General features: G+C 68.7%; 23 protein-coding genes and 1 pseudogene. 17 read left to right on the top strand and 7 right to left on the bottom strand.

Going from position 1 to position 22892, the window contains the following annotated elements:
- Positions 1-1776 (top strand): GMC family oxidoreductase, encoded by a 1776-nt coding sequence (locus B7D75_RS13615; RefSeq protein WP_003110747.1) that lies wholly within the window; start codon positions 1-3, stop codon positions 1774-1776.
- A gap of 11 nt (positions 1777-1787) precedes the next feature.
- Complete coding sequence (locus B7D75_RS13610; RefSeq protein WP_107114119.1) at positions 1788-3107, top strand: cytochrome c; 1320 nt, start codon at positions 1788-1790, stop codon at positions 3105-3107.
- 104 nt (positions 3108-3211) lie between these two features.
- On the opposite strand, the pseudogene B7D75_RS13605 reads toward B7D75_RS13610, so the two are convergent.
- Positions 3212-3352: pseudogene (locus tag B7D75_RS13605) on the bottom strand (LysR family transcriptional regulator); the annotation flags it as partial.
- 2 nt (positions 3353-3354) lie between these two features.
- The gene (locus tag B7D75_RS13600; protein WP_107114118.1) at positions 3355-4560 is read right to left on the bottom strand and encodes an MFS transporter; all 1206 of its coding nucleotides are present in this window, start codon (positions 4558-4560) and stop codon (positions 3355-3357) included.
- Positions 4561-4706: 146 nt separating this feature from the next.
- Here B7D75_RS13600 and B7D75_RS13595 point away from each other — a divergent pair, with 146 nt between their 5' ends.
- The 3 genes from B7D75_RS13595 to B7D75_RS13585 all read left to right on the top strand — a co-directional run bounded on the left by B7D75_RS13595 (position 4707) and on the right by B7D75_RS13585 (position 7637).
- Positions 4707-5297 carry a TetR/AcrR family transcriptional regulator gene (locus B7D75_RS13595; protein ID WP_003150295.1) on the top strand — a complete coding sequence of 197 codons (591 nt, stop codon included), beginning with the start codon at positions 4707-4709 and terminating at the stop codon, positions 5295-5297.
- A gap of 5 nt (positions 5298-5302) precedes the next feature.
- On the top strand, positions 5303-5818 hold the full coding sequence (locus B7D75_RS13590) for a GNAT family N-acetyltransferase (RefSeq protein WP_107114117.1): 516 nt from the start codon (positions 5303-5305) through the stop codon (positions 5816-5818).
- A gap of 121 nt (positions 5819-5939) precedes the next feature.
- The gene (locus tag B7D75_RS13585) at positions 5940-7637 is read left to right on the top strand and encodes a peptidoglycan D,D-transpeptidase FtsI family protein (RefSeq protein WP_053817206.1); all 1698 of its coding nucleotides are present in this window, start codon (positions 5940-5942) and stop codon (positions 7635-7637) included.
- Between the two features lie 7 nt (positions 7638-7644).
- Here B7D75_RS13585 and soxR read toward each other — a convergent pair whose 3' ends face one another.
- A complete protein-coding gene (soxR, locus tag B7D75_RS13580) occupies positions 7645-8115 on the bottom strand; it encodes a redox-sensitive transcriptional activator SoxR (protein ID WP_012075745.1) in 471 nt (156 codons plus the stop codon).
- Between the two features lie 77 nt (positions 8116-8192).
- Between soxR and pumA the strand changes: the two genes are divergently transcribed.
- Positions 8193-8570 carry a monooxygenase PumA gene (gene pumA / locus B7D75_RS13575; RefSeq protein WP_003150300.1) on the top strand — a complete coding sequence of 126 codons (378 nt, stop codon included), beginning with the start codon at positions 8193-8195 and terminating at the stop codon, positions 8568-8570.
- A 24-nt stretch (positions 8571-8594) separates the two neighbouring features.
- Here pumA and B7D75_RS13570 read toward each other — a convergent pair whose 3' ends face one another.
- Complete coding sequence (locus tag B7D75_RS13570) at positions 8595-9656, bottom strand: NAD(P)-dependent alcohol dehydrogenase (RefSeq protein ID WP_003150303.1); 1062 nt, start codon at positions 9654-9656, stop codon at positions 8595-8597.
- A gap of 214 nt (positions 9657-9870) precedes the next feature.
- Between B7D75_RS13570 and B7D75_RS13565 the strand changes: the two genes are divergently transcribed.
- The 5 genes from B7D75_RS13565 (at position 9871) to arsH (ending at position 13700) form a co-directional block, all read left to right on the top strand.
- Positions 9871-10758 carry an AraC family transcriptional regulator gene (locus tag B7D75_RS13565; protein WP_033999866.1) on the top strand — a complete coding sequence of 296 codons (888 nt, stop codon included), beginning with the start codon at positions 9871-9873 and terminating at the stop codon, positions 10756-10758.
- Positions 10759-10848: 90 nt separating this feature from the next.
- Complete coding sequence (locus B7D75_RS13560; RefSeq protein WP_053813915.1) at positions 10849-11199, top strand: metalloregulator ArsR/SmtB family transcription factor; 351 nt, start codon at positions 10849-10851, stop codon at positions 11197-11199.
- Positions 11200-11212: 13 nt separating this feature from the next.
- Positions 11213-12496 (top strand): arsenic transporter, encoded by a 1284-nt coding sequence (locus B7D75_RS13555; protein ID WP_034081556.1) that lies wholly within the window; start codon positions 11213-11215, stop codon positions 12494-12496.
- A gap of 29 nt (positions 12497-12525) precedes the next feature.
- Entirely contained in the window at positions 12526-12996 is a 471-nt protein-coding gene (locus B7D75_RS13550; protein ID WP_043100213.1) for an arsenate reductase ArsC, read from the top strand.
- Between the two features lie 11 nt (positions 12997-13007).
- Positions 13008-13700: an arsenical resistance protein ArsH gene (gene arsH / locus B7D75_RS13545; protein ID WP_043100211.1), complete on the top strand. Its 693-nt coding sequence runs from the start codon at positions 13008-13010 to the stop codon at positions 13698-13700.
- A gap of 12 nt (positions 13701-13712) precedes the next feature.
- Here the strand turns inward: arsH and B7D75_RS13540 are convergent, their stop codons facing one another.
- A complete protein-coding gene (locus B7D75_RS13540) occupies positions 13713-14567 on the bottom strand; it encodes a helix-turn-helix transcriptional regulator (protein ID WP_107114671.1) in 855 nt (284 codons plus the stop codon).
- Between the two features lie 287 nt (positions 14568-14854).
- On the opposite strand from B7D75_RS13540, the gene B7D75_RS13535 reads away from it, so the two are divergent.
- The 6 genes from B7D75_RS13535 to B7D75_RS13510 are packed head-to-tail and all read left to right on the top strand — an operon-like array spanning position 14855 to position 20235.
- The gene (locus B7D75_RS13535; protein ID WP_012075738.1) at positions 14855-15283 is read left to right on the top strand and encodes a hypothetical protein; all 429 of its coding nucleotides are present in this window, start codon (positions 14855-14857) and stop codon (positions 15281-15283) included.
- A 6-nt stretch (positions 15284-15289) separates the two neighbouring features.
- Positions 15290-16747, top strand: a complete 1458-nt coding sequence (locus B7D75_RS13530; RefSeq protein WP_043100209.1) for a M48 family metalloprotease — start codon at positions 15290-15292, stop codon at positions 16745-16747.
- Entirely contained in the window at positions 16744-17409 is a 666-nt protein-coding gene (locus tag B7D75_RS13525; protein WP_034081553.1) for a hypothetical protein, read from the top strand. The genes B7D75_RS13530 and B7D75_RS13525 overlap by 4 nt, the downstream gene beginning before the upstream one ends.
- The gene (locus B7D75_RS13520; RefSeq protein ID WP_043100207.1) at positions 17406-18068 is read left to right on the top strand and encodes a hypothetical protein; all 663 of its coding nucleotides are present in this window, start codon (positions 17406-17408) and stop codon (positions 18066-18068) included. Before B7D75_RS13525 ends, B7D75_RS13520 begins: the two co-directional genes overlap by 4 nt.
- A complete protein-coding gene (locus B7D75_RS13515) occupies positions 18069-19613 on the top strand; it encodes a M48 family metallopeptidase (protein WP_058129505.1) in 1545 nt (514 codons plus the stop codon).
- Positions 19600-20235 carry a hypothetical protein gene (locus tag B7D75_RS13510; protein ID WP_034081551.1) on the top strand — a complete coding sequence of 212 codons (636 nt, stop codon included), beginning with the start codon at positions 19600-19602 and terminating at the stop codon, positions 20233-20235. Before B7D75_RS13515 ends, B7D75_RS13510 begins: the two co-directional genes overlap by 14 nt.
- 8 nt (positions 20236-20243) lie before the next feature.
- Here the strand turns inward: B7D75_RS13510 and B7D75_RS13505 are convergent, their stop codons facing one another.
- Both B7D75_RS13505 and B7D75_RS13500 read right to left on the bottom strand, forming a co-directional pair.
- Positions 20244-20531, bottom strand: coding sequence for a hypothetical protein (locus B7D75_RS13505; protein ID WP_053813910.1), 288 nt, complete (start codon positions 20529-20531; stop codon positions 20244-20246).
- 120 nt (positions 20532-20651) lie between these two features.
- Positions 20652-22784, bottom strand: a complete 2133-nt coding sequence (locus tag B7D75_RS13500; RefSeq protein ID WP_107114116.1) for a TonB-dependent receptor family protein — start codon at positions 22782-22784, stop codon at positions 20652-20654.
- Positions 22785-22892: the final 108 nt, after the last annotated feature.

The following is a 22892-nucleotide window of genomic DNA, read 5'->3' as shown; positions in this document are numbered from 1 at the left end:
ATGGCGACGACACTCAAACCGGTGGATGCGGTGGTGGTCGGCTTCGGCTGGACCGGAGCGATCCTGGCCAAGGAGCTGACCGAGGCCGGGCTCAACGTGGTGGCGCTGGAGCGCGGCGAGAACCGCGATACCTATCCCGACGGCGCCTACCCCAACACCCTCGACGAGCTGACCTACAACACCCGCGGCAAGCTGTTCCAGAATCTCTCCAAGAGTACCGTGAGCATCCGCCACGGGATCAACGACACCGCGCTGCCCTACCGCCAGCTCTCCGCCTTCCTTCCCGGCGACGGCGTCGGTGGCGCCGGCCTGCACTGGTCCGGCGTGCACTTCCGGATCATGCCCGAGGAGCTGCGCCTGCGCAGCCATTACGAGGAACGCTACGGCAAGAAATTCATCCCCGAAGGCATGACCATCCAGGACTACGGGGTCAGCTACGAGGAGCTGGAACCGCACTTCGATTTCGCCGAGAAGGTCTTCGGCACCTCCGGCACCGCGCATACGGTCAAGGGCCAGGTGGTCGGCAAGGGCAATCCGTTCGCCGCCGACCGCTCGGACGACTTCCCGCTGCCGGCGCTGCGCCAGGTGTACTCCGCGCAACTGTTCCGCAAGGCCGCCGAGGAACTCGGCCTGCACCCCTACGACCTGCCGGCGGCCAACGCTTCCGGGCCCTGGACCAACCCCTACGGGGTGCAGATGGGACCGTGCAACTTCTGCGGCTTCTGCAGCGGCTACGCCTGCTACATGTATTCCAAGGCCTCGCCGAACCTGAACATCCTCCCGGCGCTGCGCCAGACCCCGCTGTTCGAACTGCGCGCCAACTGCAACGTGCTCAAGGTCAACCTCGACAGCGACGGCAGGCAGGCCACCGGCGTGACCTACGTCGACGCCCAGGGGCGCGAGATCGTGCAGCCGGCGAAGCTGGTGATCATCAGCGCCTTCCAGTTCCACAACGTGCGCCTGCTGCTGCTCTCCGGCATCGGCAAGCCCTACGACCCGCGCACCGGCGAGGGCGTGGTGGGGAAGAACTTCGCCTACCAGAACATGGCCACCATCAAGGCGTTCTTCGACAAGGACGTGCACACCAACCCCTTCGTCGGCACCGGCGGCGGCGGCGTGGCGGTGGACGACTTCAACGCCGACAACTTCGACCACGGCCCGCTGGGCTTCGTCGGCGGCTCGCCGATGTGGGTCAACCAGGCCGGTTCCAAGCCGATCGGCGGCCTCGCCGTGCCGCCCGGCACGCCGAGCTGGGGCAGCGGCTGGAAACAGGCGGTCAAGGACGCCTACACGCACACCGTGTCGATGGACGCCCACGGCAGCAACATGACCTACCGCGACAACTACCTCGACCTCGACCCGACCTACAAGGACGCCTACGGCCAGCCACTGCTGCGCATGACCTTCGACTGGAAGGACAACGAGATCCGCATGAGCCGCTACGTCACCGAGCACATGCGCAAGATCGCCGAGGCGATGAACCCCAAGGCCATCTCGGTGAGCGTGAAGAACTTCGGCGACCACTTCAATACACGGGTCTACCAGACCACCCACCTGCTCGGCGGGGCGATCATGGGCAGCGATCCGAAGACCAGCGTGCTCAACCGCTACCTGCAGAGCTGGGACGTGCACAACGTCTTCGTCATGGGTGCCTCGGCCTTCCCCCAGGGCACCGGCTACAACCCCACCGGGCTGGTGGCGGCGCTGGCCTACTGGTCGGCCAAGGCGATCCGCGAGCAATACCTGAAGAACCCCGGTCCGCTGGTGCAGGCATGAGGAGCGCAACGATGAAACCGACAGCCTTGCTCGCCCTCTCCGTCCTCGCCTGCGGCATCGCCCAGGCCGCCGAGGCGCCGGACCCGGCCCTGATCAGGCAGGGCGAATACCTGGCCCGCGCCGGCGATTGCGTGGCCTGCCACACCGCCAGGGACGGCAAGCCGTTCGCCGGGGGCCTGCCGATGGAAACGCCGATCGGCGCGGTGTACTCGACCAACATCACCCCGGACCGCAAGACCGGCATCGGCGACTACAGCTTCGAGGACTTCGACCGCGCCGTGCGCCACGGCGTGGCCAGGTCCGGCGACACGCTCTACCCGGCGATGCCCTACCCGTCCTACGCACGAGTCACCGAAGCGGACATGCGCGCCCTCTACGCCTACTTCATGCATGGCGTGGAGCCGGTGGAGCAGCCCAACAAGGCCAGCGACATCCCCTGGCCGCTGTCGATGCGCTGGCCGCTGGCGTTCTGGCGCTGGACCTTCGCTCCCGAAGTGAAGGACTTCCAGGCCGCCGCCGGGCAGGACCCGGTGCTGGCGCGCGGCGCCTACCTGGTCGAAGGCCTTGGCCACTGTGGCGCCTGCCATACCCCGCGTGGGCTGGGCATGCAGGAGAAGGCCCTGGCGGCGAGCGATGGCGCGGCCTACCTGTCCGGCAGCGCGCCGCTGGAGAACTGGATCGCCAAGAGCCTGCGCGGCGACCACCGGACCGGACTGGGCAGCTGGAGCGAAGCCGACCTGGTGAGCTTCCTGCGTACCGGTCGCAGCGAGCGCAGCGCGGTGTTCGGCGGCATGTCCGACGTGGTGGTGCACAGCATGCAGTACATGAGCGACGCCGACCTCACCGCCATCGCCCGCTACCTCAAGTCGCTGCCGCCGGCGGACCCGGCCGACCAGCCGCACGTCTACGACGAGAGCGTGGCCCGGGCACTGTTCCACGGCGACGACAGCAAGACCGGCGCGGCGCTCTACGTCGACAACTGCGGGGCCTGCCACCGCACCGACGGCAAGGGCTATGCGCGGGTCTTCCCGGCCCTGGCCGGCAACCCGGTGGTGACCGGCGGCGACCCGACCTCCCTGGTGCACATCGTGCTCAAGGGCGGCACCCTGCCGGCCACCCACCAGGCACCGTCGAGCTTCACCATGCCGCCGTTCGGCTGGCGGATGAACGACCAGGAGATCGCCGACGTGGTCAACTTCATCCGCACCAGCTGGGGCAACCAGGCGCCGAGCGTCAGCGTCGACGAGGTCAAGCGCCTGCGCAAGGCCACCGGCGCGGCGGCGGTGGGCGACGTCCCGCTGCCGGGACCGGCCGCGGCGGATCGCGGCTGAACGCCAGGCCTCTCGGGAAACGCCATTCCAGCCCCCTCTCCCGCTCGCGGGAGAAGGTTGGGCGAGGGAGCGCGCAGTACCGGCATGGCCAGTGCCCTCACCCCTCACTCATCTCCCAATCGCACATGCCGCCCCAGCTCGTCGAACAACGCGACCACCGAGCGCAACGCCCGGCAGTCCGGACGGGTCAGCAGCCACAAGGCGCTGGCGCAGCCCTCGGGGTCGGCGTCCAATACGCCTTCCCCGCTCAACCGGGCACCGCGCAGTCTCCGGCCTCGTCCTGAGCCAGCACCCGGAAGCAGGCCAGGGCCAGCAACCAGGCCAGCCAGCCGGCGCCGACCGCGACGAGGAAACCGCTGGCGGCGCCGTAGCCTTCCACCACCCAGCCGGCCAGCGCCGAGCCCAGGGCCATGCCGATGCCCAGCCCGGTGACGGCCCAGGTCAGGCCTTCGGTGAGGCGCGCCGGGTCCACCGCGCGCTCGATCAGGCCCATGGCCAGGATCATCGTCGGCGCCACGCTGAAACCGGCCACCAGCACGGTCAGGGCAAGCGCGAGGATGCTGTCCACCCCGAGCAGCGGCACCAGGCTCAGGGCCATCAGCGTAATCATGCAGAGCAGTTGCCGGGAAAGCGCCAGGCGCCAGCGCAGCAGCCCGAACAGCAATCCCGCGAGACATGAGCCGACGGCATAGACCGACAACACCAGGCTTGCCGCCGCCTTGTTGCCGTGGGTCTCGGCGAAGGCCACGCTGACCACCTCCACCGCGCCGAAGATCACCCCGATGGCAGCCAGCACCAGCGCCAGCACGCGCACCGCCGGATAGGCCAGCGCACTGCCGGCGCGGCGCCGCGGCTGGGCATGCAACGGCGGTTCGGTGCCGCGTTGCAGGCTGAACAGGCTCACCCCGGCGACCAGGAACAGCGTCGCCAGCAGCGGCCCCGCCTCGGCGAACCAGCCGACGCTGAGGCTCACCGCCAGCACCGGCCCGATGATGTAGCAGACCTCGTCCATCACCGATTCGAAGGAGAACGCCGTATGCAGCTTCGGCGAACCCCGGTACAGCTCGCTCCAGCGCGCCCGCACCATGGCCGGCATGCTCGGCATCACCCCGGCCAGCAGGGCGAACAGGTAGAGCCAGGCGTTCGGCGCGCGATAGTGCGTGCAGAGCAGCAGCGCGGCCATCGCCAGGGCGCTGGCCAGCGCCGCCGGGAGCAGCACCCGGCCCTGGCCGAAGCGGTCCACCAGGCGCGATACCTGCGGCGCGAGCAGCGCATTGCAGAACACGAAGGTGGCCGCCACGGTGCCGGCCAGCCAGTAGTCGGCATGTACCTGGGAAAGCATGGTGACGATGCCCAGGCCGGTCATCGACAGCGGCATCCGCGCCAGCAGGCCGGCGGCGGAAAAGCCCTTGGCGCCAGGCGCGGAAAACAGTTCGAGATAGGGATTGCTCATGGAAAGCCTCGGCTGGCCGGTTCCAGCGGAACCGGCGACGACGGGAGAAAACGAAAATTGCATACGCTGCGTATGTAAAAAATCATGGAGACATACGCAGCGTATGTCAATTATCCTGAAGCTCCCTTGCCACCCGGAGACCTCGCATGGCCCGCAAGCCTCGCGCCGAAATGATCGAGGAGACCCGCGCCAAGCTGATCGATGCCGCGCGCCGGGCGTTCGCCGCCAGCGGCTACGCCGACGCCTCGATGGACGAACTGACCGCCAGCGCCGGCCTCACCCGTGGCGCGCTCTACCATCACTTCGGCGACAAGAAGGGCCTGCTGGCCGCCGTGGTGCAACAGATCGACGACGAGATGAACGCCCGCCTCGGCGCCATCCTCGCCGCCGGCAGCGACCTCTGGCACGGCTTCCGCGCCTACAACCGGGCCTACCTGGAAATGGCCCTGGAACCGGAGATCCAGCGCATCGTCCTGCGCGATGCGCCGGCGATCCTCGGCTGTACCAGCAGCGAGGCCAGCCAGTTGCGCTGCCTGCAATCGATGACCGGACAACTGCGCGAGCTGATGGACAGCGGACGGATCCGCCGCGCCGACGCCGAGGCCCTGGCCTGGTTGCTCAATGGCGCGCTGGTGGATGCCGCGCTGCGCATCGCCAACGCCGAACATCCGCCGCAGAGCCTGGCCAGGGCCTGCCAGGCCCTGGACGTGCTGCTCGACGGCCTGCTCATGGAGTGAAGCCAATGGACTACCGCATCAGAACCAGCCGCGACGAGGACGCCGCGCTGCTCCCGGCCATCGAGCGCTCGGCCGGGGAAAGCTTCCGTCTGCTGCCCGAGCTGGCCTGGATCGCCGACGCCGGGGTCGCCGGGGTGGACTTCCATCGCCGCCTGATCGAACGCGGCAGCCACTGGCTGGCGGAAGACGCCGATGGCCAGCCGGTCGGCTTCCTCGCCGCCGAACGCTGCGCCGACGAATTGCACATCGCCGAGCTGTCCATCGCCCAGGCCCACCAGCAGCAGGGCCTGGGCCGCCGCCTGCTGGAACGCGCGGTGACCTACGCCCACGCCAGCCACTGCCGGGCGCTGACCCTGACGACTTTCTGCGAGGTGCCCTGGAACGCGCCGTTCTACGCGCGCCTGGGCTTCCAGCGGCTGACCTGGCAGGAAGCCGGCGAGCGCCTGCGCGCGATCCTCGGCCACGAGCAGGAGATCGGCTTCGCCGCCGACAGCCGCTGCGCGATGCGCCTGGTGCTCTAGACGGCGGCAAAGGGCTTGACCGGCGGGTGGCGGGTGACGGTACAGTTGCCAACTGCAACAGGATGTTTCAGCGCTGCCCCGGACGGGCTTCCGGTCTCCCTCTTCCCCAGTGTGCCCTTGCATGAGCAGCCAACGCCGAAACTACCGCTTCATCCTTGTCGTCACCCTGTTCATCCTCGCCTCCCTGGCCGTCTCCGGACGGCTGGTCTATCTCCAGGTCCACGACCACGAGTTCCTCGCCGACCAGGGTGACCTCCGCTCGATCCGCGATCTGCCGATCCCGGTGACCCGCGGCATGATCACCGACCGCAACGGCGAGCCGCTGGCGGTCTCCACCGAAGTCGCGTCGATCTGGTGCAACCCCAGGGAAATGGCTGGCCACCTCGACGAGGTGCCGCGCCTGGCCGGGGCCCTGCACCGCCCCGCCGCGCCGCTGCTGGCCCAACTCAAGGCCAACCCGAACAAGCGGTTCCTCTACCTCGAGCGCGGCCTGTCGCCGATCGAGGCCAGCGAGGTGATGGCCCTGGGCATAACGGGCGTACACCAGATCAAGGAATACAAGCGCTTCTACCCCAGCTCCGAGCTGACCGCGCAATTGATCGGCCTGGTCAACATCGACGGCCGCGGCCAGGAAGGCACCGAACTGGGCTTCAACGACTGGCTGAGCGGCAAGGACGGCGTCCGCGAGGTGGCGATCAACCCGCGCGGCTCGCTGGTCAACAGCATCAAGGTACTGAAGACGCCCAAGGCCAGCCAGGACGTGGCCCTGAGCATCGACCTGCGACTACAGTTCATCGCCTACAAGGCGCTGGAAAAGGCCGTGCTCAAGTTCGGCGCGCACTCCGGCTCGGCGGTGCTGGTGAATCCGAAGACCGGACAGATCCTGGCGATGGCCAACTTCCCCTCCTACAACCCGAACAATCGCGCCAGCTTCGCCCCGGCCTTCATGCGCAACCGCACCCTTACCGACACCTTCGAGCCGGGCTCGGTGATCAAGCCGTTCAGCATGTCGGCGGCGCTGGCCTCCGGCAAGTTCGACGAGAACAGCGAAGTCAGCGTGGCGCCGGGCTGGATGACCATCGACGGGCACACCATTCACGACGTCGCCCGGCGCGACGTACTGACCATGACCGGGGTGCTGATCAATTCCTCGAACATCGGCATGAGCAAGGTCGCCCTGCAGGTCGGGCCCAGGCCGATCCTCGAACAGCTCGGCCGGGTCGGTTTCGGCGCGCCGCTGTCGCTTGGCTTCCCCGGCGAGAACCCGGGCTACCTGCCGTTCCACCAGAAGTGGTCGAACATCGCCACCGCCAGCATGTCGTTCGGCTACAGCCTGGCGGTGAACACCGCCGAGCTGGCCCAGGCCTACTCGGTGTTCGCCAACGACGGCAAGCTGGTGCCCCTCAGCCTGCTCCGCGACAACCCGCAGGGCCAGGTGCGCCAGGCAATGGATCCACAGATCGCGCGGCGCATCCGGGCCATGCTGCAGACCGTGGTGGAAGACCCCAAGGGCGTGGTCCGCGCCCGCGTGCCCGGCTATCACGTGGCCGGCAAGAGCGGCACCGCGCGCAAGGCCTCGGGCCGGGGCTACGCTGACAAGTCCTACCGTTCGCTGTTCGTCGGCATGGCCCCGGCGTCCGACCCGCAACTGGTGCTGGCGGTGATGATCGATTCGCCGAGCAAGATCGGCTACTTCGGCGGCCTGGTCTCGGCGCCCACCTTCAGCGACATCATGGCCGGATCGCTACGCGCCCTGGCGATCCCGCCGGACAACCTGCAGGACAGCCCGGCCGTCGCCGACCGCCAGCACCACGGCTGACCGCCGCCTAGCCGTCGTGCTCGCGACCCTCGGCGTCCAGCCAGTGCGCCCCCGGCCCCTCGGCGGAGAGCTGGTCGCCGGGATTGCGCAACGGGCAGGCCTGCAGCGACAGGCAGCCGCAGCCGATGCAGCCGTCCAGCTGATCGCGTAACAACAGCAGCTTGTCGATTCGCTCCGTGAGGTCGGCCTTCCACTGCGCCGACAGCCGCGCCCAGTCCGCCGCCGTGGGGCTGCGCCCGGCCGGCAGGGTATCCAGGGCACGGGCGATCTGCGCCAGGGGAATGCCGACCCGCTGGGCGACCTTGATCACCACCACCCGGCGCAGCGTCTCGCGGCTGAAACGACGCTGGTTGCCGGCGTTGCGCTGGCTGCTGATCAGCCCCTTGGATTCGTAGAAGTGCAGCGCGGAGACCGCCACGCCGGCACGCTTGGCCAGTTCGCCAACGCTCAGTTCGCGGGATGCGCAGGAATTCTTCATGATTGGCTTGACCTCAAGTTTGCTTGATGTTTTACCCTGGGCCGGCCCTCGACACAAGTCATCCGGAGTAACCCGCCATGCTCATCCCCTGCTCCTACTGCTGTACCGACGACCAGTGCCCGGCCGATGGCGAGCGGTCGCCGTGCTACGCGCAATTCATCGATATCGAGGTGGAGCCCGCCAGCCAGTTGTCGCTGGCGCTGGAACAGAACGCGCACCTGCAACGCCTGGAACGCTGCTTCAGGAAATGCCCGGGCTACCTGTCCGCCAGCCTGCACCCCAGCGAGGACGGCCAGCACGTGCTGAACTACACCTGCTGGCGTTCACGCGAGGACTGCGAACGCGCCTGGCAGGCCCGGGAGGACGCGCAAGGCCCGCTGAGCGCGGGCGTCTGGCGGCTGGGCGCGAAAAGCGTGCGTTTCGAGACCTTCCTGGTCGGCGCCGAGGGCTGCTGAGCCCACCGGCGCCGACGGTCGGTCTCAGAAGGACTTCCGCAGGGACGCCATGTCGATCACGAAGCGGTACTTCACGTCGCTGGCCAGCATCCGCTCGTAGGCCTGGTTGATCTGCTGGATCTCGATCATCTCGATGTCGCAGGCGATCCCGTGGGTCGCGCAGAAATCGAGCATCTCCTGGGTCTCGGCGATGCCGCCGATGGCCGAGCCGGCGATCGAGCGGCGCCCCATCACCAGTTGCGCGCCGTGTACCGCCGGCTCCAGCGGCTCGAGCAGGCCGACCAGTACGAGGGTGCCGTCGCGCCTGAGGGTCGCCAGGTAGGGATTGAGGTCGTGCGGGTGCGGCACGGTGTCCAGGACCAGGTCGAAGCGCCCGGCGACGGCGGCCATCCGCTGCGGGTCGGTGGAAAGGATCACCTGGTCGGCGCCGAGCCGCCGCGCTTCCTCTTCCTTGCCCGGCGAACGGGTGAACAGGGCCACCTCGGCACCGAGCGCCCTGGCGAACTTCAGGCCCATGTGACCGAGGCCGCCCAGGCCGACCACCGCCACCCGGCTACCGGGGCCGACCTTCCAGTGGCGCAGTGGCGAGTAGGAGGTGATCCCGGCGCACAGCAGCGGCGCCGCCGCCTTCGGGTCGAGCCCCCGGGGGATGCGCAGGACGAAGCGTTCGGAAACCACGATACGCTCCGAGTAGCCGCCGAAGGTCGGCAGGCCGTCGTGGCGGTCGCGGCCGTTGTAGGTCAGGGTCGGGTATTCCGCGCAGTACTGCTCCAGGCCCTCGGCGCAGGCGGCGCAGTGCTGGCAGGAGTCGACCATGCAGCCAACGCCGACCAGTTCGCCGACCGCGAAACCGCTCACCGCGGCGCCGACGCTGGCGACCCGGCCGATGATCTCGTGGCCCGGCACCAGCGGGTACAGGCTGTTGTGCCATTCGTTGCGTGCCTGATGGATGTCCGAATGGCAGACGCCGCAGTAAAGGATGTCGATCACCACGTCGTCGACGCGCGGCGCGCGCCGTTCGAAGCGGTGGGCGGCCAGCGGGGCGCTGGCGGACTGCGCGGCATAGCCGCGGATCTGAAGGGTCATCGGCGTGTCCTCTTGACGGGAAGGCGGGCCGCGCGTTCCGGCATGGCGGAGGGCGGCCCGGTACGGGCGGCAATTGTTGGCCGGATGGCCGCCGGCGCAGAATGTCCATTCCTGTCGAAGCCTTGCCTATTCGTGCCGAAGTGAGGCGCCACCCCTGCCCAGGCACGCGCGAGGTTGCTACGTTTGCCTCCCCTTCCGGAGAATCGCTCAAGGCATGACCGCACAGAACCCACTGGCGCAACTGATCGCCGACCTGCACCCGCAGCCCGGCATCAGCGCCACCCGCATCCCCGGCGTGCACCTGATGCAGGCCGAGCGCGACTATCCGCGCGGGCCGATCTTCTATGAGCCGCGCATCTGCATCATCGCCCAGGGGCAGAAGATCGGGCACCTCGGCGGCGAAACCTATCGCTACGACGCCCACCACTACCTGGTGATGTCGGTGCCCCTGCCCTTCGAATGCGAGACCCATGCCTCCCCCGGCGAGCCGCTGCTCGGTTTCAAGGTCGATGTCGAGATCGGCGTGCTGAAGGAGTTGCTGCTGCAGATGGAAGACGTTCCCGGCGACCCCGAGGACAGCGAGGTGGCACCCAGCGCGCCGATGGCCTCGGTGCCCCTGGACGCGGGCATGCAGGATGCCGCGCTGCGCCTGGTGCGCTGCCTGCACAGCCCGATGGACAGCCATATCCTCGGCCCGCAACTGGTCCGCGAGATCATCTTCCGCGCCCTGCGCAGCGAACAGGGCAGCGCGCTGCGCGCCGTCGCCGGCCGGCACAATGGCTACGGGCGGATGGCGCGCGCCCTGCGGCGCATCCACACCGACTACGCCAGCGCCCTGGACATCGACACCCTGGCCCGCGAGGCGAACATGAGCGTGTCGACCTTCCACCACAACTTCAAGGCGATGACCTTCACCTCGCCCCTGCAATACCTGAAGAGCGTGCGCCTGTACAAGGCCTGGAGCCTGATGGTGCAGGACGGCCTGAACGCCAGCACCGCGGCCAGCCAGGTCGGTTACGAGAGTCCGTCGCAGTTCAGTCGCGAGTTCAAGCGCTATTTCGGCCGCACGCCGAGCGAAGAAGTCCAGGCTGCTCGCGGTTGAGAGGCGCGCGGCCCGCTATGGCGGGCGTGCTGCTTGCAATATATATGGATATCCGTATATTCGATTTTCCATATACAAGAGCGCGACACCATGCTCATGCCCCCCGACCTGTTCAAATGCCTGGCCGACGAGACGCGCCTGCGCGCCACCCTGCTGATCGTCGACCAGGGCGAACTGTGCGTCTGCGAACTGATGTGCGCCCTCGCCGACAGCCAACCGAAGATCAGCCGTCACCTGGCCCAATTGCGCAGCGCCGGGCTGCTTCTCGACCGCCGCCAGGGCCAGTGGGTGTATTACCGCCTGAACCCGGCGCTGCCGGCCTGGATCCACGAAGTCCTGCAAATGACCCTGCGGGCCAACGGCGACTGGCTGCAAGCCGACGCCGCGCGCCTGCGCAACATGGACGGCCGCCCGCAGCGCGCCTCCGCCTGCTGCCCATAGCGCGAGCCGCCCCATGCTGATCGCCTTCGCCATCTTCCTGTTCACCCTGGTCCTGGTCATCTGGCAACCCAGGGGCCTCGGCATCGGCTGGAGCGCCAGCCTCGGCGCGCTGCTCGCCCTGGCCCTGGGCAGCGTCGCGCCGGGCGACATCCCGACCGTCTGGAACATCGTCTGGAATGCCACCGCCACCTTCATCGCGGTGATCGTCATCAGCCTGCTGCTGGACGAGGCCGGCTTCTTCGAATGGGCCGCGCTGCACGTCGCGCGCTGGGCCGGCGGCGACGGCCGGCGCCTGTTCGCCTTCTGCGTGCTGCTCGGCGCGGCGGTCTCGGCGCTGTTCGCCAACGACGGCGCGGCGCTGATCCTCACGCCCATCGTGATGTCGATGCTGCTGGCCCTGCGCTTCAGCCCGGCGGCGACCCTGGCCTTCGTCATGGCGGCAGGCTTCATCGCCGACAGCGCCAGCCTGCCGCTGGTGGTGTCGAACCTGGTGAACATCGTCTCGGCCGACTACTTCGGGCTCGGCTTCGGCGAGTACGCCGCGGTGATGCTGCCGGTCAACCTGGTGAGCGTCGCGACCTCCCTGCTGGTGCTGTTCCTGTATTTCCGCCGCGACCTGCCGCCGGTCTATGCGCTGGAGCAATTGAAGCCGCCGCGGGCGGCGATCCGCGACCGTGCGACCTTCGTCGTCGGCGGCTGGATGCTGCTGGTCCTGCTCGCCGGGCTGTTCGCCCTGGAGCCGCTGGGCGTCCCCGTCAGCGCGGTGGCCGCGGCCTGCGCGGCGCTGCTGCTGGCGGTGGCCGGGCGCGGGCGGGTGATCTCGACCCGGCGGGTGCTGCGCGAAGCGCCCTGGCAGATCGTGGTGTTCTCGCTGGGCATGTACCTGGTGGTCTACGGCCTGAAGAACGCCGGGCTCACCGACCTCCTGGCGCAGTTCCTGAACCGCCTGGCCGGACACGGCGTATGGGCGGCCGCGCTGGGCACCGGGCTGCTTTCCGCCGCGCTCTCCTCGGTGATGAACAACATGCCCAGCGTGTTGCTCGGCGCCCTGTCGATCCAGGCCAGCGACGCCGCCGGCGCGGTGCGCGAAGCGATGATCTACGCCAACGTCATCGGCTGCGACCTTGGGCCGAAGATCACCCCTATCGGCAGCCTGGCGACGCTGCTCTGGCTGCACGTGCTGGCGCGCAAAGGCACGCGCATCACCTGGGGCTACTACTTCAGGGTCGGCGCCCTGCTGACCCTGCCGGTCCTGCTGGCAACCCTTTCGGCCCTGGCCCTGCGCCTGAGCCTCTGAGATCCGCCGCACGGCGGAAGGAGCATGCGATGCGAGTCCTGTTCATGTGCACGGCCAACAGTTGCCGCAGCATTCTTTCCGAAGCCATGTTCAACCACCTGGCCCCGCCAGGTTTCGAGGCATGCAGCGCCGGCAGCCAGCCCAGCGGCAGGGTGCATCCGCGCAGCCTGGCGACCCTCGAACAGGCCGGCATCGCCACCCACGGCCTGTACAGCAAGGGCAGCGAAGCTTTCGAAGGCGCGCCGCCGGACATCGTCATCACCGTCTGCGACGCCGCCGCGGGGGAAGCCTGCCCACTGTATTTCGGCGCAGCGCTGAAGGCCCATTGGGGCCTGGCCGATCCCTCCACCCTGGACGGCGACGAGGCCCAGCGGGATGCGGCGTTCCGCGCCACCCTGGCACGTATCGAACAGCGTTGCCGGGCCTTCCTCGGCCTGCCCTTCGCCACCCTGGATCGCGACCAGCTCAAGCGCGAGCTGGAGCGCATCGGCTCGCTCTGACCGGAGGAAGCATGTCCGAACAACTACCCAACCTCGATCCCGCACTGCTCGGCGACCCGCCACCCGTCTTCGGGCACAGGCCGCGCATCCTCCTGCTCTATGGCTCGACCCGCGAGCGCTCCTTCAGCCGCCTGCTGGTGCTGGAGGCCGCACGCCTGCTCGAACGCTTCGGTGCCGAAACGCGGATTTTCAACCCTTCCGGACTGCCATTGCCCGACGACGCACCGCTGGAGCATCCCAAGGTCCGCGAGTTGCGCGACCTGGTGCAGTGGTCGGAAGGCCAGGTCTGGTGCTCGCCCGAGCGCCATGGCGCGATGGCCGCGGTATTCAAGGCGCAGATCGACTGGATTCCCCTGGCGCTCGGGGCGGTGCGCCCGACCCAGGGCAAGACCCTGGCGGTGATGCAGGTCTGCGGCGGCTCGCAGTCGTTCAACGTGGTCAACCAGTTGCGCGTGCTGGGTCGCTGGATGCGCATGTTCACCATCCCCAACCAGTCCTCGGTGCCCAAGGCCTACCTGGAGTTCGACGAAGAAGGCCGGATGAAGCCGTCGCCCTACTATGACCGGGTGGTCGACGTGATGGAGGAGTTGTTCAAGTTCACCCTGCTCCTGCGCGAGCGCACGGACTTCCTGGTGGACCGCTATTCGGAGCGCAAGGAAAGCGCCGAGCAGCTTTCGGCGCGGGTCGACCAGCGTTCGCTCTGAACCGCGCCCGCCTCACTCGCGCCCCGGCGGATGGCCGAAGCGCGCGCGATAGGCATGGGTGAAGTTCTCCGGACTGGAGTAGCCCAGGCGATAGGCTATCTGCGCGATCTGCCAGCGGCCCTCGCGGACCATCTGCCGGCCGATCTCGAGACGCCGGTCGCGGACGTACTGCAACATCGAGCGACCGAACTCGTTCTTGAAAATCCGCCGCAGGGTGGTTTCGCCGACGCCCAGTTGGCGCGCCAGTTCGAGGCTGGCAGGCGGCTGGCCGAGGTTCGCCTCCAGCAGGCGGCGCGCCTCGTGGGCCAGGTCGCGCTGGGCGCGCGGGGTACGCGCGCGACGAAGGTCCGCGCCGCCCAGGTGGGCCGCCAGCTCCACCAGCAGGCCCAGGGTCAGGCTCTCTTCGTGCAGGCGTGCGAGGGCACCACGGTAGGGATTCTGGTAGAGGCGCTCGAACAGGGCGGTGATGGCGCCGCAACGGGACAACTGGGTGAAGCTCGCGCCGTCGCCCTTCAGCCGCGCCAGCGGACGCAGGGCGCCATCGCCGGTTTCCAGTTCTTCCTCCAGGTAGCTGGCGGCGATCCGCAGTCCGCCCAGGCGCACGCGGCTGCCCGCCGGCAGGATATCGAAGGCCTCCATCGGCTCGCCGGTGCCGAGCACCGAAGGACCACCCAGGTTGTAGAGATAAGGCTCGCCGCCGTCGACGCTGTGCCGCCACTGGCCGTCGAACATCTGCACGATGCACAGGCCTCCCGGCAGCACCTTGTGGGTTCGCAGCGGCTCGGTGAAGCTCAGGTCGCAATCGAAATACTGCATCGACGGGCGCACCGTCCGCGCCTGGTAGTGGCCGGTGGCGCTGCCGAGCATCTCGCGCGCGTCGAGGATGCGCGACTGGCACAGGGGCGAAGGCGCGTCGAAGTAGAGTTCCGTGTCGTGGTAGGGATTCCAGCTTTCCATGGCGAAGATATCGGTGGTACGCAGCCATCTGAACCGGTTCAGGCAGCGGCTTTCCAGGTTGGTTCCGTGCGCTGATCGAACCGAACCTGTGGGCCGCGACGCTTTTCCTGTGAGCAGCGGCCGCCTCGGTTGTTCGTGATCCGCGCCTGTATTAATACATGCGCCCCTTTTATATCGCGTTGCCAAAGGGGGCGAGAATGATAGCAAAGTGGAGTGCGGCGCTGCTGCTTGGCGCGCTGACCTGGGGTGCCTGCGTGGCGCATGCCGAAGAGGCGCGGCCGCCAGTCGCCGACAAGGTGGTGGCCTACCAGGGCCAGCAGGGGCTCAAGGTCTGGACCCTGCGCATCGGCGAAGCGGCGGCCGGCGAAGCGCTGTTGCAGGTCGAAGGCCTGGACCACGACTGGGACCGCCTGATCCACAAGGTGAAGGTGGAAAAGAGCAGCAGGGACAGTCGCTATTCCACCGAACTGAACGGCAGCAAGTACGTGATCCTGATCGTGCGCGACGGCTGGGGCGAGCTCTACCTGCCCGGCGAGCAGCAGACGCGGCAGGTCGCCTATAGCGAGGCGCTGTCGTCCGCCGGCGAGCCGCAGGCGTTCCTGACCGACTACCTCGAGCAGAAATAAGCGCGGATGAGCCACGATACGCTGCGGGTCAGGCTGCTCGCATTCCTCTTCCTGATTCCCCTGGCGCTCTACGCCTGGTCCGCCGTGCAGGCCTTCCGCGTCGACTCCAGCCTGCGCGACGAACAGTTCATGCGCGACTGGAGCGCCTCAGCGCGCAACGACCCGGAAGCCGCCGGCGCCATTCCCCGTCACCTGTTCCGCCCGGCCTATGGCGTCGAAGGTCATCTTCACCAGTTCGCCGAAGACGCCGAGGCCATCCGCCGCGACCATCCATGGCTGGCCCTGCGCGGCTGGCTGGCCGCTCTCGGCAAGCTCTGCGCGCTGGCCTCGGCGCTGGTCGCGGCCGCGTTACTGGCGAAACTGGAATACGACGGGCGCCGCTCGATGCGCTCGCAAGCCTACCTGCTCGGCCACCTCGCGCCGGCCTGGCGACGCCTCGGTCGACTGGTCCCGTTGCACGCCGGCCTGCTGGTCGCCGCCCTGGCCAGCCAGTTGCTCTACGAAGCGCTGTGGAGCTACAGCCACTGGCACAGCCACGGTTTCACCGCCCTGCTCTTCTCGCTGCCGCTGTGGCTGCTGTTCCTCGGCGGCCTGCTGATGCTGCGGCGCCTGCGCGGCGAACTGCTGCCGCTGGAGGAGCCGGAGCTGCACCTGCTCGGCCGCGAACTCGACCGGGTCGCCGCGCCGGGGCTCTGGCAATGGCTGGGACAGATCGCCGAGCGCGCCGGAGCGCCGCTGCCGGACCACGTCGTCACCGGCATCGAGCACTGCTACTTCGTCACCCAGGCCAGGGTCCTGCTGGCACCCCGCGGCATTCCCCTGGCGGGGCGTACCCTGTATATCCCGCTGACCTACGCCTCGGTCATGAGCGAGGCCGAAAGCGCCGCGATCATCGGCCACGAACTGGGCCACTTCGCCGCCGGCGACACCGCCCACGGCGCCTCCCTGTCGCTGCTGCAGCGGCAGGTGCGCCTGCGCATCGAACGCATCGCCGCGCCCGAGGATGGGCATGTCGGCCTGCTCGGCAAGCCGGGCCTGTGGGCCGCGCTGTACTTCCTCGAACGCTTCGAGCGCGCCTACCTGCACTGGAACCGTCGCCAGGAACTGGCGGCCGACAAGGTCGGGGCGCGGGTGGCCGGCGCACGGACCTTCGCCATCGCGCTGCTGCGCACCTGCGCCCTGGCAGGACTGATCGAACGCCTGCTGGCCAGCCCGCAGACGCGCAACCTGGTGCATGCGCTGACCGACCATCTGCGCGGGAACTCCCTGGAGCTGGACGAACACGACAGCGCTCGCCGCCTGGAGCACCCGTTCGACAGCCATCCGCCAACCTGCCAGCGGATAGCGGACCTGTCCCTGGCGCTCGATGACGACCTGCTGCGGCAGGCGAGCCGCGTCGTCAGCGCTGACGACACGCAGTGGCTCAACCGCCTGCTCGCCGCCGGTCACGGGGGAAGCCGATGAACCCGCCTGGCGCGCGATCTCCCTGCCCCACCGGGACAAGGGACGACGAAGCCACGCGGTTGCGGCGCTTCGTCGGCAGCGTTCCCAACCGGATAGGCATCGGCGCCGCCCGTGGCGCGGCGCCGCTGTCCGCCTTGCTCGGCCTGCTGCTGCTCGGCGGCGCCTGGACGCTGCGCGACCACCCCGGGCGCGAAGCGCTGGCGCTGTGCCTGCTGGCATCGGCCGCGCTCCTCCTGGGCCTGGCCCACCTGCAGCGCAACGCCAGGAACGCGCCGTTCCTCGTGCTCGGCGATGGATGCTTGCGCGCACGCGGCCTGTCGGCGCCGCTGGACCTGCTGGAGGTCGCCGACCTGCGCCTGGAGGACGGCGTCTGGTTCTCCACGATAACCCTCGAACTGCACGGCAAGGCGCCGCCGGCGCCATCCACGCGCCCGCTCGATCCGTTCGCCGCGCGGGCCGTCAGCGAATGCCGGGGCGGCCCCCAGGTTCGCCTGCTGTCCCCCGGCTGGCGGCTCAATGGTCGCAACCTCTCGCTTCTGGAAGCCGCGGAGGTCATCGACCTCTACCTGGACATCGCCCGCGCCCAGGCCCGGCTCCGCCAACTGGGCGGAACGCCGCCCAGCACTCCTTCTTTCTCCCCAACGCCAAGGATATCTCCATGAGCAACCAGGAACCCCGGGACCTCGTCTCCAACCTCGCCGAAACCCTCGGCGCCGAGCATGAAGAACTGAACCAGGCGAAGACCGCCGAGGTCATCGCCCACCTGGAAAAGGTAATCGCCAGCGTGCCGCCGGCCACCGAATTCACCAATACCCGCAAGTACGTGGTGCTGGGTCCGCTGCTGAGCATCGTGCCCTTCATCATGACCGGCATGTGGTTCTCCCAGGGCAAGCCGGGGGTCGGCGTCGTCGGCTTGCTGCTCGGCCTGTTCGGGCTGTTCCTCGGCTACCAGCATCGCAACTCCGGCAAGACCCCCTTCATGCGCCTGACCCGTACCCAGCTCTGGGCCGACAGCCTGTCGGCTCCGGTCGAGCTGGCCGACGTCATCGATTTCAGCGTCAAGGCCGACATGCTGCAAACCACCCAGACCCTCCACCTGCGCCCCGAAACGCCCCTGCCGACCCATCGCGCCGTACGCCAGGTGTTCGCCTCCCAGGCCATGGCCTTCAAAGGCAAGGACCCGCGCATCACCATCATGTCGGCCGGCCTGCAGAGCGACGGCAAGAAGCTGGACTGCGACGACATGGCGGCGATCCTCGACGCCTACATCCAGGCCGCCCACGCCCAGCGCTACCTGCAACAACTGCGCAGCCAGGGCTGAGTGAAGGGCACGGTCCATCCGCGAAGGCTGCTGCTTTGCCTGGTGCTGGTACCAGCGCTGCTGGCGGGGCTCGGCGCCTGGCAGTCCTGGCGCGCCGAGCAGCAGGCCGAGCGACTGGGCGCCGCGCAGCAGCAGGTCGAGCGCGCGCTCGCCGAAGCGCGGGCGCTGCCGCCGAGGGCCAGCGTCCGGGTGGACGGCCGGGCCTATGTGCGCGACCTGGCTCTGGCGCGGCTCGACGAGCAACTCGTCGACACACGAAGCGCACAGCGCCTGAATCGCTTCGCCGCCGTCCTCGCCGATAGCGGAGCCTGCCTGGCGGCGCTGGTCGCCGTACTGGGAGCCGTCTCCCTGGCCGGCATCGCCGGCGCCGCACGCAGCGCACTGCGCTCGCGGCGCTGCCTGCTCCTGTGGTTCGGGCTGGGCCGACGCCTGCTGCCCTGCCTGCTGCTGGCCCAGATCGGCCTGCTCGCCCTGGCCCTGGCCTGTGCCGGAACGTTCGAGATCCTCGGGCTGTGGCGGGTCGGCCAGGTTCCGGTCAGCGAAGGACGCACCCAACTGAGCGTGGCGCTGATCCTTCTCGGCCTGCTGGCGTCGGCGTTGCAGATGCTGGCGAAGATCGGCCGCTTGCGACTGCGCCCGGCGCCGGCCCTGGATGTCATCGGCCGCCGGCTGGGCGAAGAGGATGCACCGGAACTCTGGACGCTACTGCGCGAGCTAGCGGCGCGCCTCGATACGCCAGCCCCGCAGCACCTGCTGGTGGGCCTCTGCGACGGCTTCTACGTGACCGCCAACCGCGTCTGCCTGCAACCTTCCGGCGAGCATCTGGAAGGACGCAGCCTATACCTCTCGCTACCGTTGCTGGGCCTGCTGGATCGCGCCGAACTGAGTGCAGTGATCGCTCACGAACTGGCCCACTTCGCCGGCCGCGACGCCCATTACAGCCTGCGCTTCCTGCCGATCTACCAGGGCGCCGCGAGCCAACTGGCCGCCATCGAGGAGCAGCAAGCCAACGTCTTCGAACGTGCGGCGCTGGAACCGGCGCGACTGTTGGCCGGGTACTTCCTCGAACGTTTCGGCCTCGCCGTGAACCACTGGAGCCGCCTGCGCGAATTCGCCGCCGACCGCCACGCCGCGCAACTGGCCGGTGCGCCGGCGATGGCCTCGGCCCTGCTGCGCAGCGCGGCGGCCGGCGCGCCGATACGGGCGTTCCTCGAACATTGCCTGCTCGCTCCGGCGCGCGCGCCGGACAACCTGGTGGACGCCATCCACGTCTACCTGGGCCAGTCCGGCCTGGAAGCACCGGACCCCGGCGCGGAGGGACTCCAAGTCCATCCGCAGGATACCCACCCTCCGCTGGGCATGCGCTGCAAGGCGCTGGGAGAGAGCTTCGAACGCACCTGGGCCGGGACCGCTGGCCGGGCCGTTGCGACACGACCGCCGAGCCAGGCGCTGAGCGTCTGGTTCGGCGCCCCCCTGGCGTTGAGCAGAGCGCTCAGCGCCGACCTGCTCGGCAAGACCTGTGAGAATCCCCATGCAAGAAACTGACGAAACCCTCGACGAACTACCCCCGCTGCAAGCCCGCTGCGTGATCCGCGAGGTCTCGCGGGGCACCGCCTGCGTCGCCCTGCTCGCTGGCCTGGCCGCTGGCGCCACCGGTCTCTGGCTCGCTTCGCTGCCCCACGCCTGGCATCTCGCCAGCGGCCAATGGCTGTTCTGGCTGCCGGCCGCGCTGCTACTGGCCGGGGGCCTGTATGCCAGCCTCGTGGGGCTGTTCCTGTTCCGGCGCCACGGCCAGGTCGCGCTGATCCTGACGCCGGAGAGCATCGCCTTCGCCAACGCGCCGCAGGTGCCGATGTACACCTTCCAGTCGCTGGAGATCGAGCGCGGGCGCTGGCTGGAGCTGACCTTCGCGACCACCTTCGACTGCACCGCGCCACGCTTCTCCAGCCATCCGCGCTTCGATCCAAGGGGCCTGGCCAGGCCGGAAGCGCGCGCGGTAGCCGGTGGCAAGCGAGTGAAGCTGGCGCTGTGCGGAGCCGAGGTGAACGGCGAGAAGATGCCCCTGGAGCCGCTCGCGCAATTGATCTACCACTACATTCTCGCCGGCCACCACCAGCGTGCCATGCAGTACCATCGCGCGCCGCCGACGGCCCCCACCCTGCCCTGAAGCGCGGCTCAGGCCGCGCGCCGGCGCTGCCACTCCACACAGGCCCGGAGGCGGGTCACCACCTTGCGCACGAAGAGCGGGTCGTCGGCCACGCAGAGTTCCGCGCTGACCCACTCCGGCCAGCCGACCCCCTGGCGTTCGCGGGCACCCAGCAGGCGCTCGACTTCGTCGCGCACAGCGCGCTCCAGGCGTTCGCTGGCACGATTGCGGGACAGGTGGAGGCGCAGGCAGGCCTGTTTCTCGCGCTCCAGGGCGCGGCGTCGGGACAGCGGCAGTTCGGCAAGGTTGTGGCTCATGATCGGTGCTCCTTGTCGCGCAGGCAGGCGATTTCCGATTACTGTTCATCCATACAGTAGTCGGAATTGACGACGCTGACAAGGGCTGGCCGGGTAGCGCGAACAAGCGCGTCCGGCACTTCAGAACTGGTATTCGACTCCGGTTCCCGCGTACCAGGACAGCCCTGGGGCCGCTTCGTAGTAACGCCGGTTGCCGTCGCCGACGATGACCGAGCCGACGTACTGGCGGTCGAACAGGTTGTCCAGGCGCACCAGTTGGTGGAAAGTCCAGGCCCCCAGGCGCTGTTCGAAGCGGGTGCGCCAGTTGAATACCGCATAGCTCGGCGCGGCCTTTTCGCTGTTGCTGTCCTCGACGTAGACCTGGCTGCGGTACATGCCTTCCCAGCCCATGCTGATGCCCTCCGCGGGCTTCCATACCAGTTCGCCGAACAGGCTGCTTTCCGGCACGCCCGGCAGGTGCTTGCCCTTGCCGATGGTCTTGCCGCCGGCCTCGAAAGCCGAATCGTAGGTGGCGGATAGCCGGGTATAGGCCAGGTTGGCGTTCCAGTGCTCGCTCAGTTCGCTCTCCAGGCCCAGTTCGAAGCCGCGGCGCAGGGTCTTGCCGGCGTTCTGGTAGCTGGTGCGACCGCCGAGGGAGCTGGCGACGACGATCTCGTCCTCGGTGCGGATCTGGAAGATCGCCGCGTTGACCCGCGTATTGCCCCACAGGCGCGCCTTCAGCCCGGCTTCGTACTGGCTGCTGGTGGCCGGCTTGAGGCCGAAGTTGAAGACGTCCGGCGCGTTCGCCGCCACCGGCGCATAGGCCATCTCCGCCTGGGTCGGGGTCTCGAAGCCCTTGCCGGCGCTGAGGTAGCCGTGCAGGTCGGGGGTGAAGGCGTACATCAGCGAGAACGACGGGGTGTTCTTCCGGTAGCGCCGCGAGCCACTGGCGTCGCCGTTGCTCAGGTAGTGGTCGTCGACCTCCATCTTCATGGTGCTGTGGCGCACCCCGGCCTGCAGAGTCCAGGCGTCGATGGCCCAGCTCGCCTGCAGGTAGGGATCGAGGCTGGTGGCGGTGTCCACCTCGTCGCGGCGCAACCCGCCCTTCACGCCGAGCTGGTCGCCGTTGAAGTTCTGGTAGCCGCGGCGGTCGTCGCGGCTCTGGTCGTAGTCGAGGCCGAGGGTCAGGTTCAGCTCGCCCGGCGCCTGGCGTACCGGTTGCAGCCAGCGCACGGTGCCACCGTGGAAGTCGCGGTCGAAGTCGATCACCGCGCCGTTCCTCTGGCAACGCGGATTACTCTCGCATCCTATCTGCTTGGGTATCGCCTGATACTGCACGACACTGCGCTTGCCCACGTAGGCGTTGACCTGCAAGGTCGCCTCGCCGAAGTAGCGCTCGTAGTTCATCCCGGCCTGCTGGTGGTCGATGCTCTTGCGCGTATCGTAGAGCTCGGCGTTGGCGGTGACGGAGCGCGGGTCGTGCCTGTAGGCGTCCCAGGTCTGCCCCAGCGGGTCCTCGGTGCCGTTCTGCTCCAGGCTGCTGTAGATCAGCGCCAGGCGACTGTCGGCGTCGGGCCTGAAGTTGAGCTTGGCGAAGGTCTGGTCGCGCCGCGCGGCGCTGTGGTCGCGGTAGCCGTCGGTGTCCATCCGCGAGGCATCCACCAGGAAACCGACGCCGTCGCCCTCGCCTTCCGTGTACAGGTGGTTGCGGCTCAGGCCATCGCTGCCGACGGTGGTTTCCGCGCCGACCCGCGGGGCGCCCTGGCCGTCGCGGGAGAACATCTGGATCACCCCGCCGGCGTTGCTGCCGTAGATCGTCGAGGCCGGCCCGCGCAGTACCTCGATGCGCTCGGCGACGTCGAGGTTGAGGGTGGCGGCCTGGCCCTGGCCATCCGGGGTGCTCGCCGGGATGCCATCGGCGAGCAGCTTCAGGCCGCGGATGCCGAAGGCCGAGCGGGCGCCGTAGCCGCGCGAGGATATCTGCAGGTCCTGGGCGTAGTTCTGGCGGTTCTGCACCACCAGGCCGGGTACCCGCGGCAGGACTTCGGAGAGGTTGATGCCGAGTTGGCCGTCGGCGATCTGCCGGCGCTCGACGCTATCCACCGAGAACGGCAGGTCGAAGGTGTCGCTGGGGTTGTAGCTGCCGGTCACCACCATGGGTTCGAGGCTGCGTCGCTCCTCGCCCTGGGCGGCGCAGGCGAAGGCCAGGCCACAGAGGGCCAGGGAACCGGGCAACAGGTGGGAAACGGTGGTAAGGCGGGGTCGGGACGGCATGCAGGGTTCCGCGAATCACAGGTATCGAAGGGGCTTTGCCAAGGGCGGGCGCGTAACCGCCCTTGGCAAAGCCCCTTCCGGGCCGCAGCCCGGAAGGCCGGGAGCCGC

The sequence above is a fragment of the Pseudomonas paraeruginosa genome (genome assembly GCF_003025345.2).
GTDB lineage: Bacteria > Pseudomonadota > Gammaproteobacteria > Pseudomonadales > Pseudomonadaceae > Pseudomonas > Pseudomonas paraeruginosa.
This window is presented reverse-complemented; position numbering and strand designations above follow the sequence as displayed.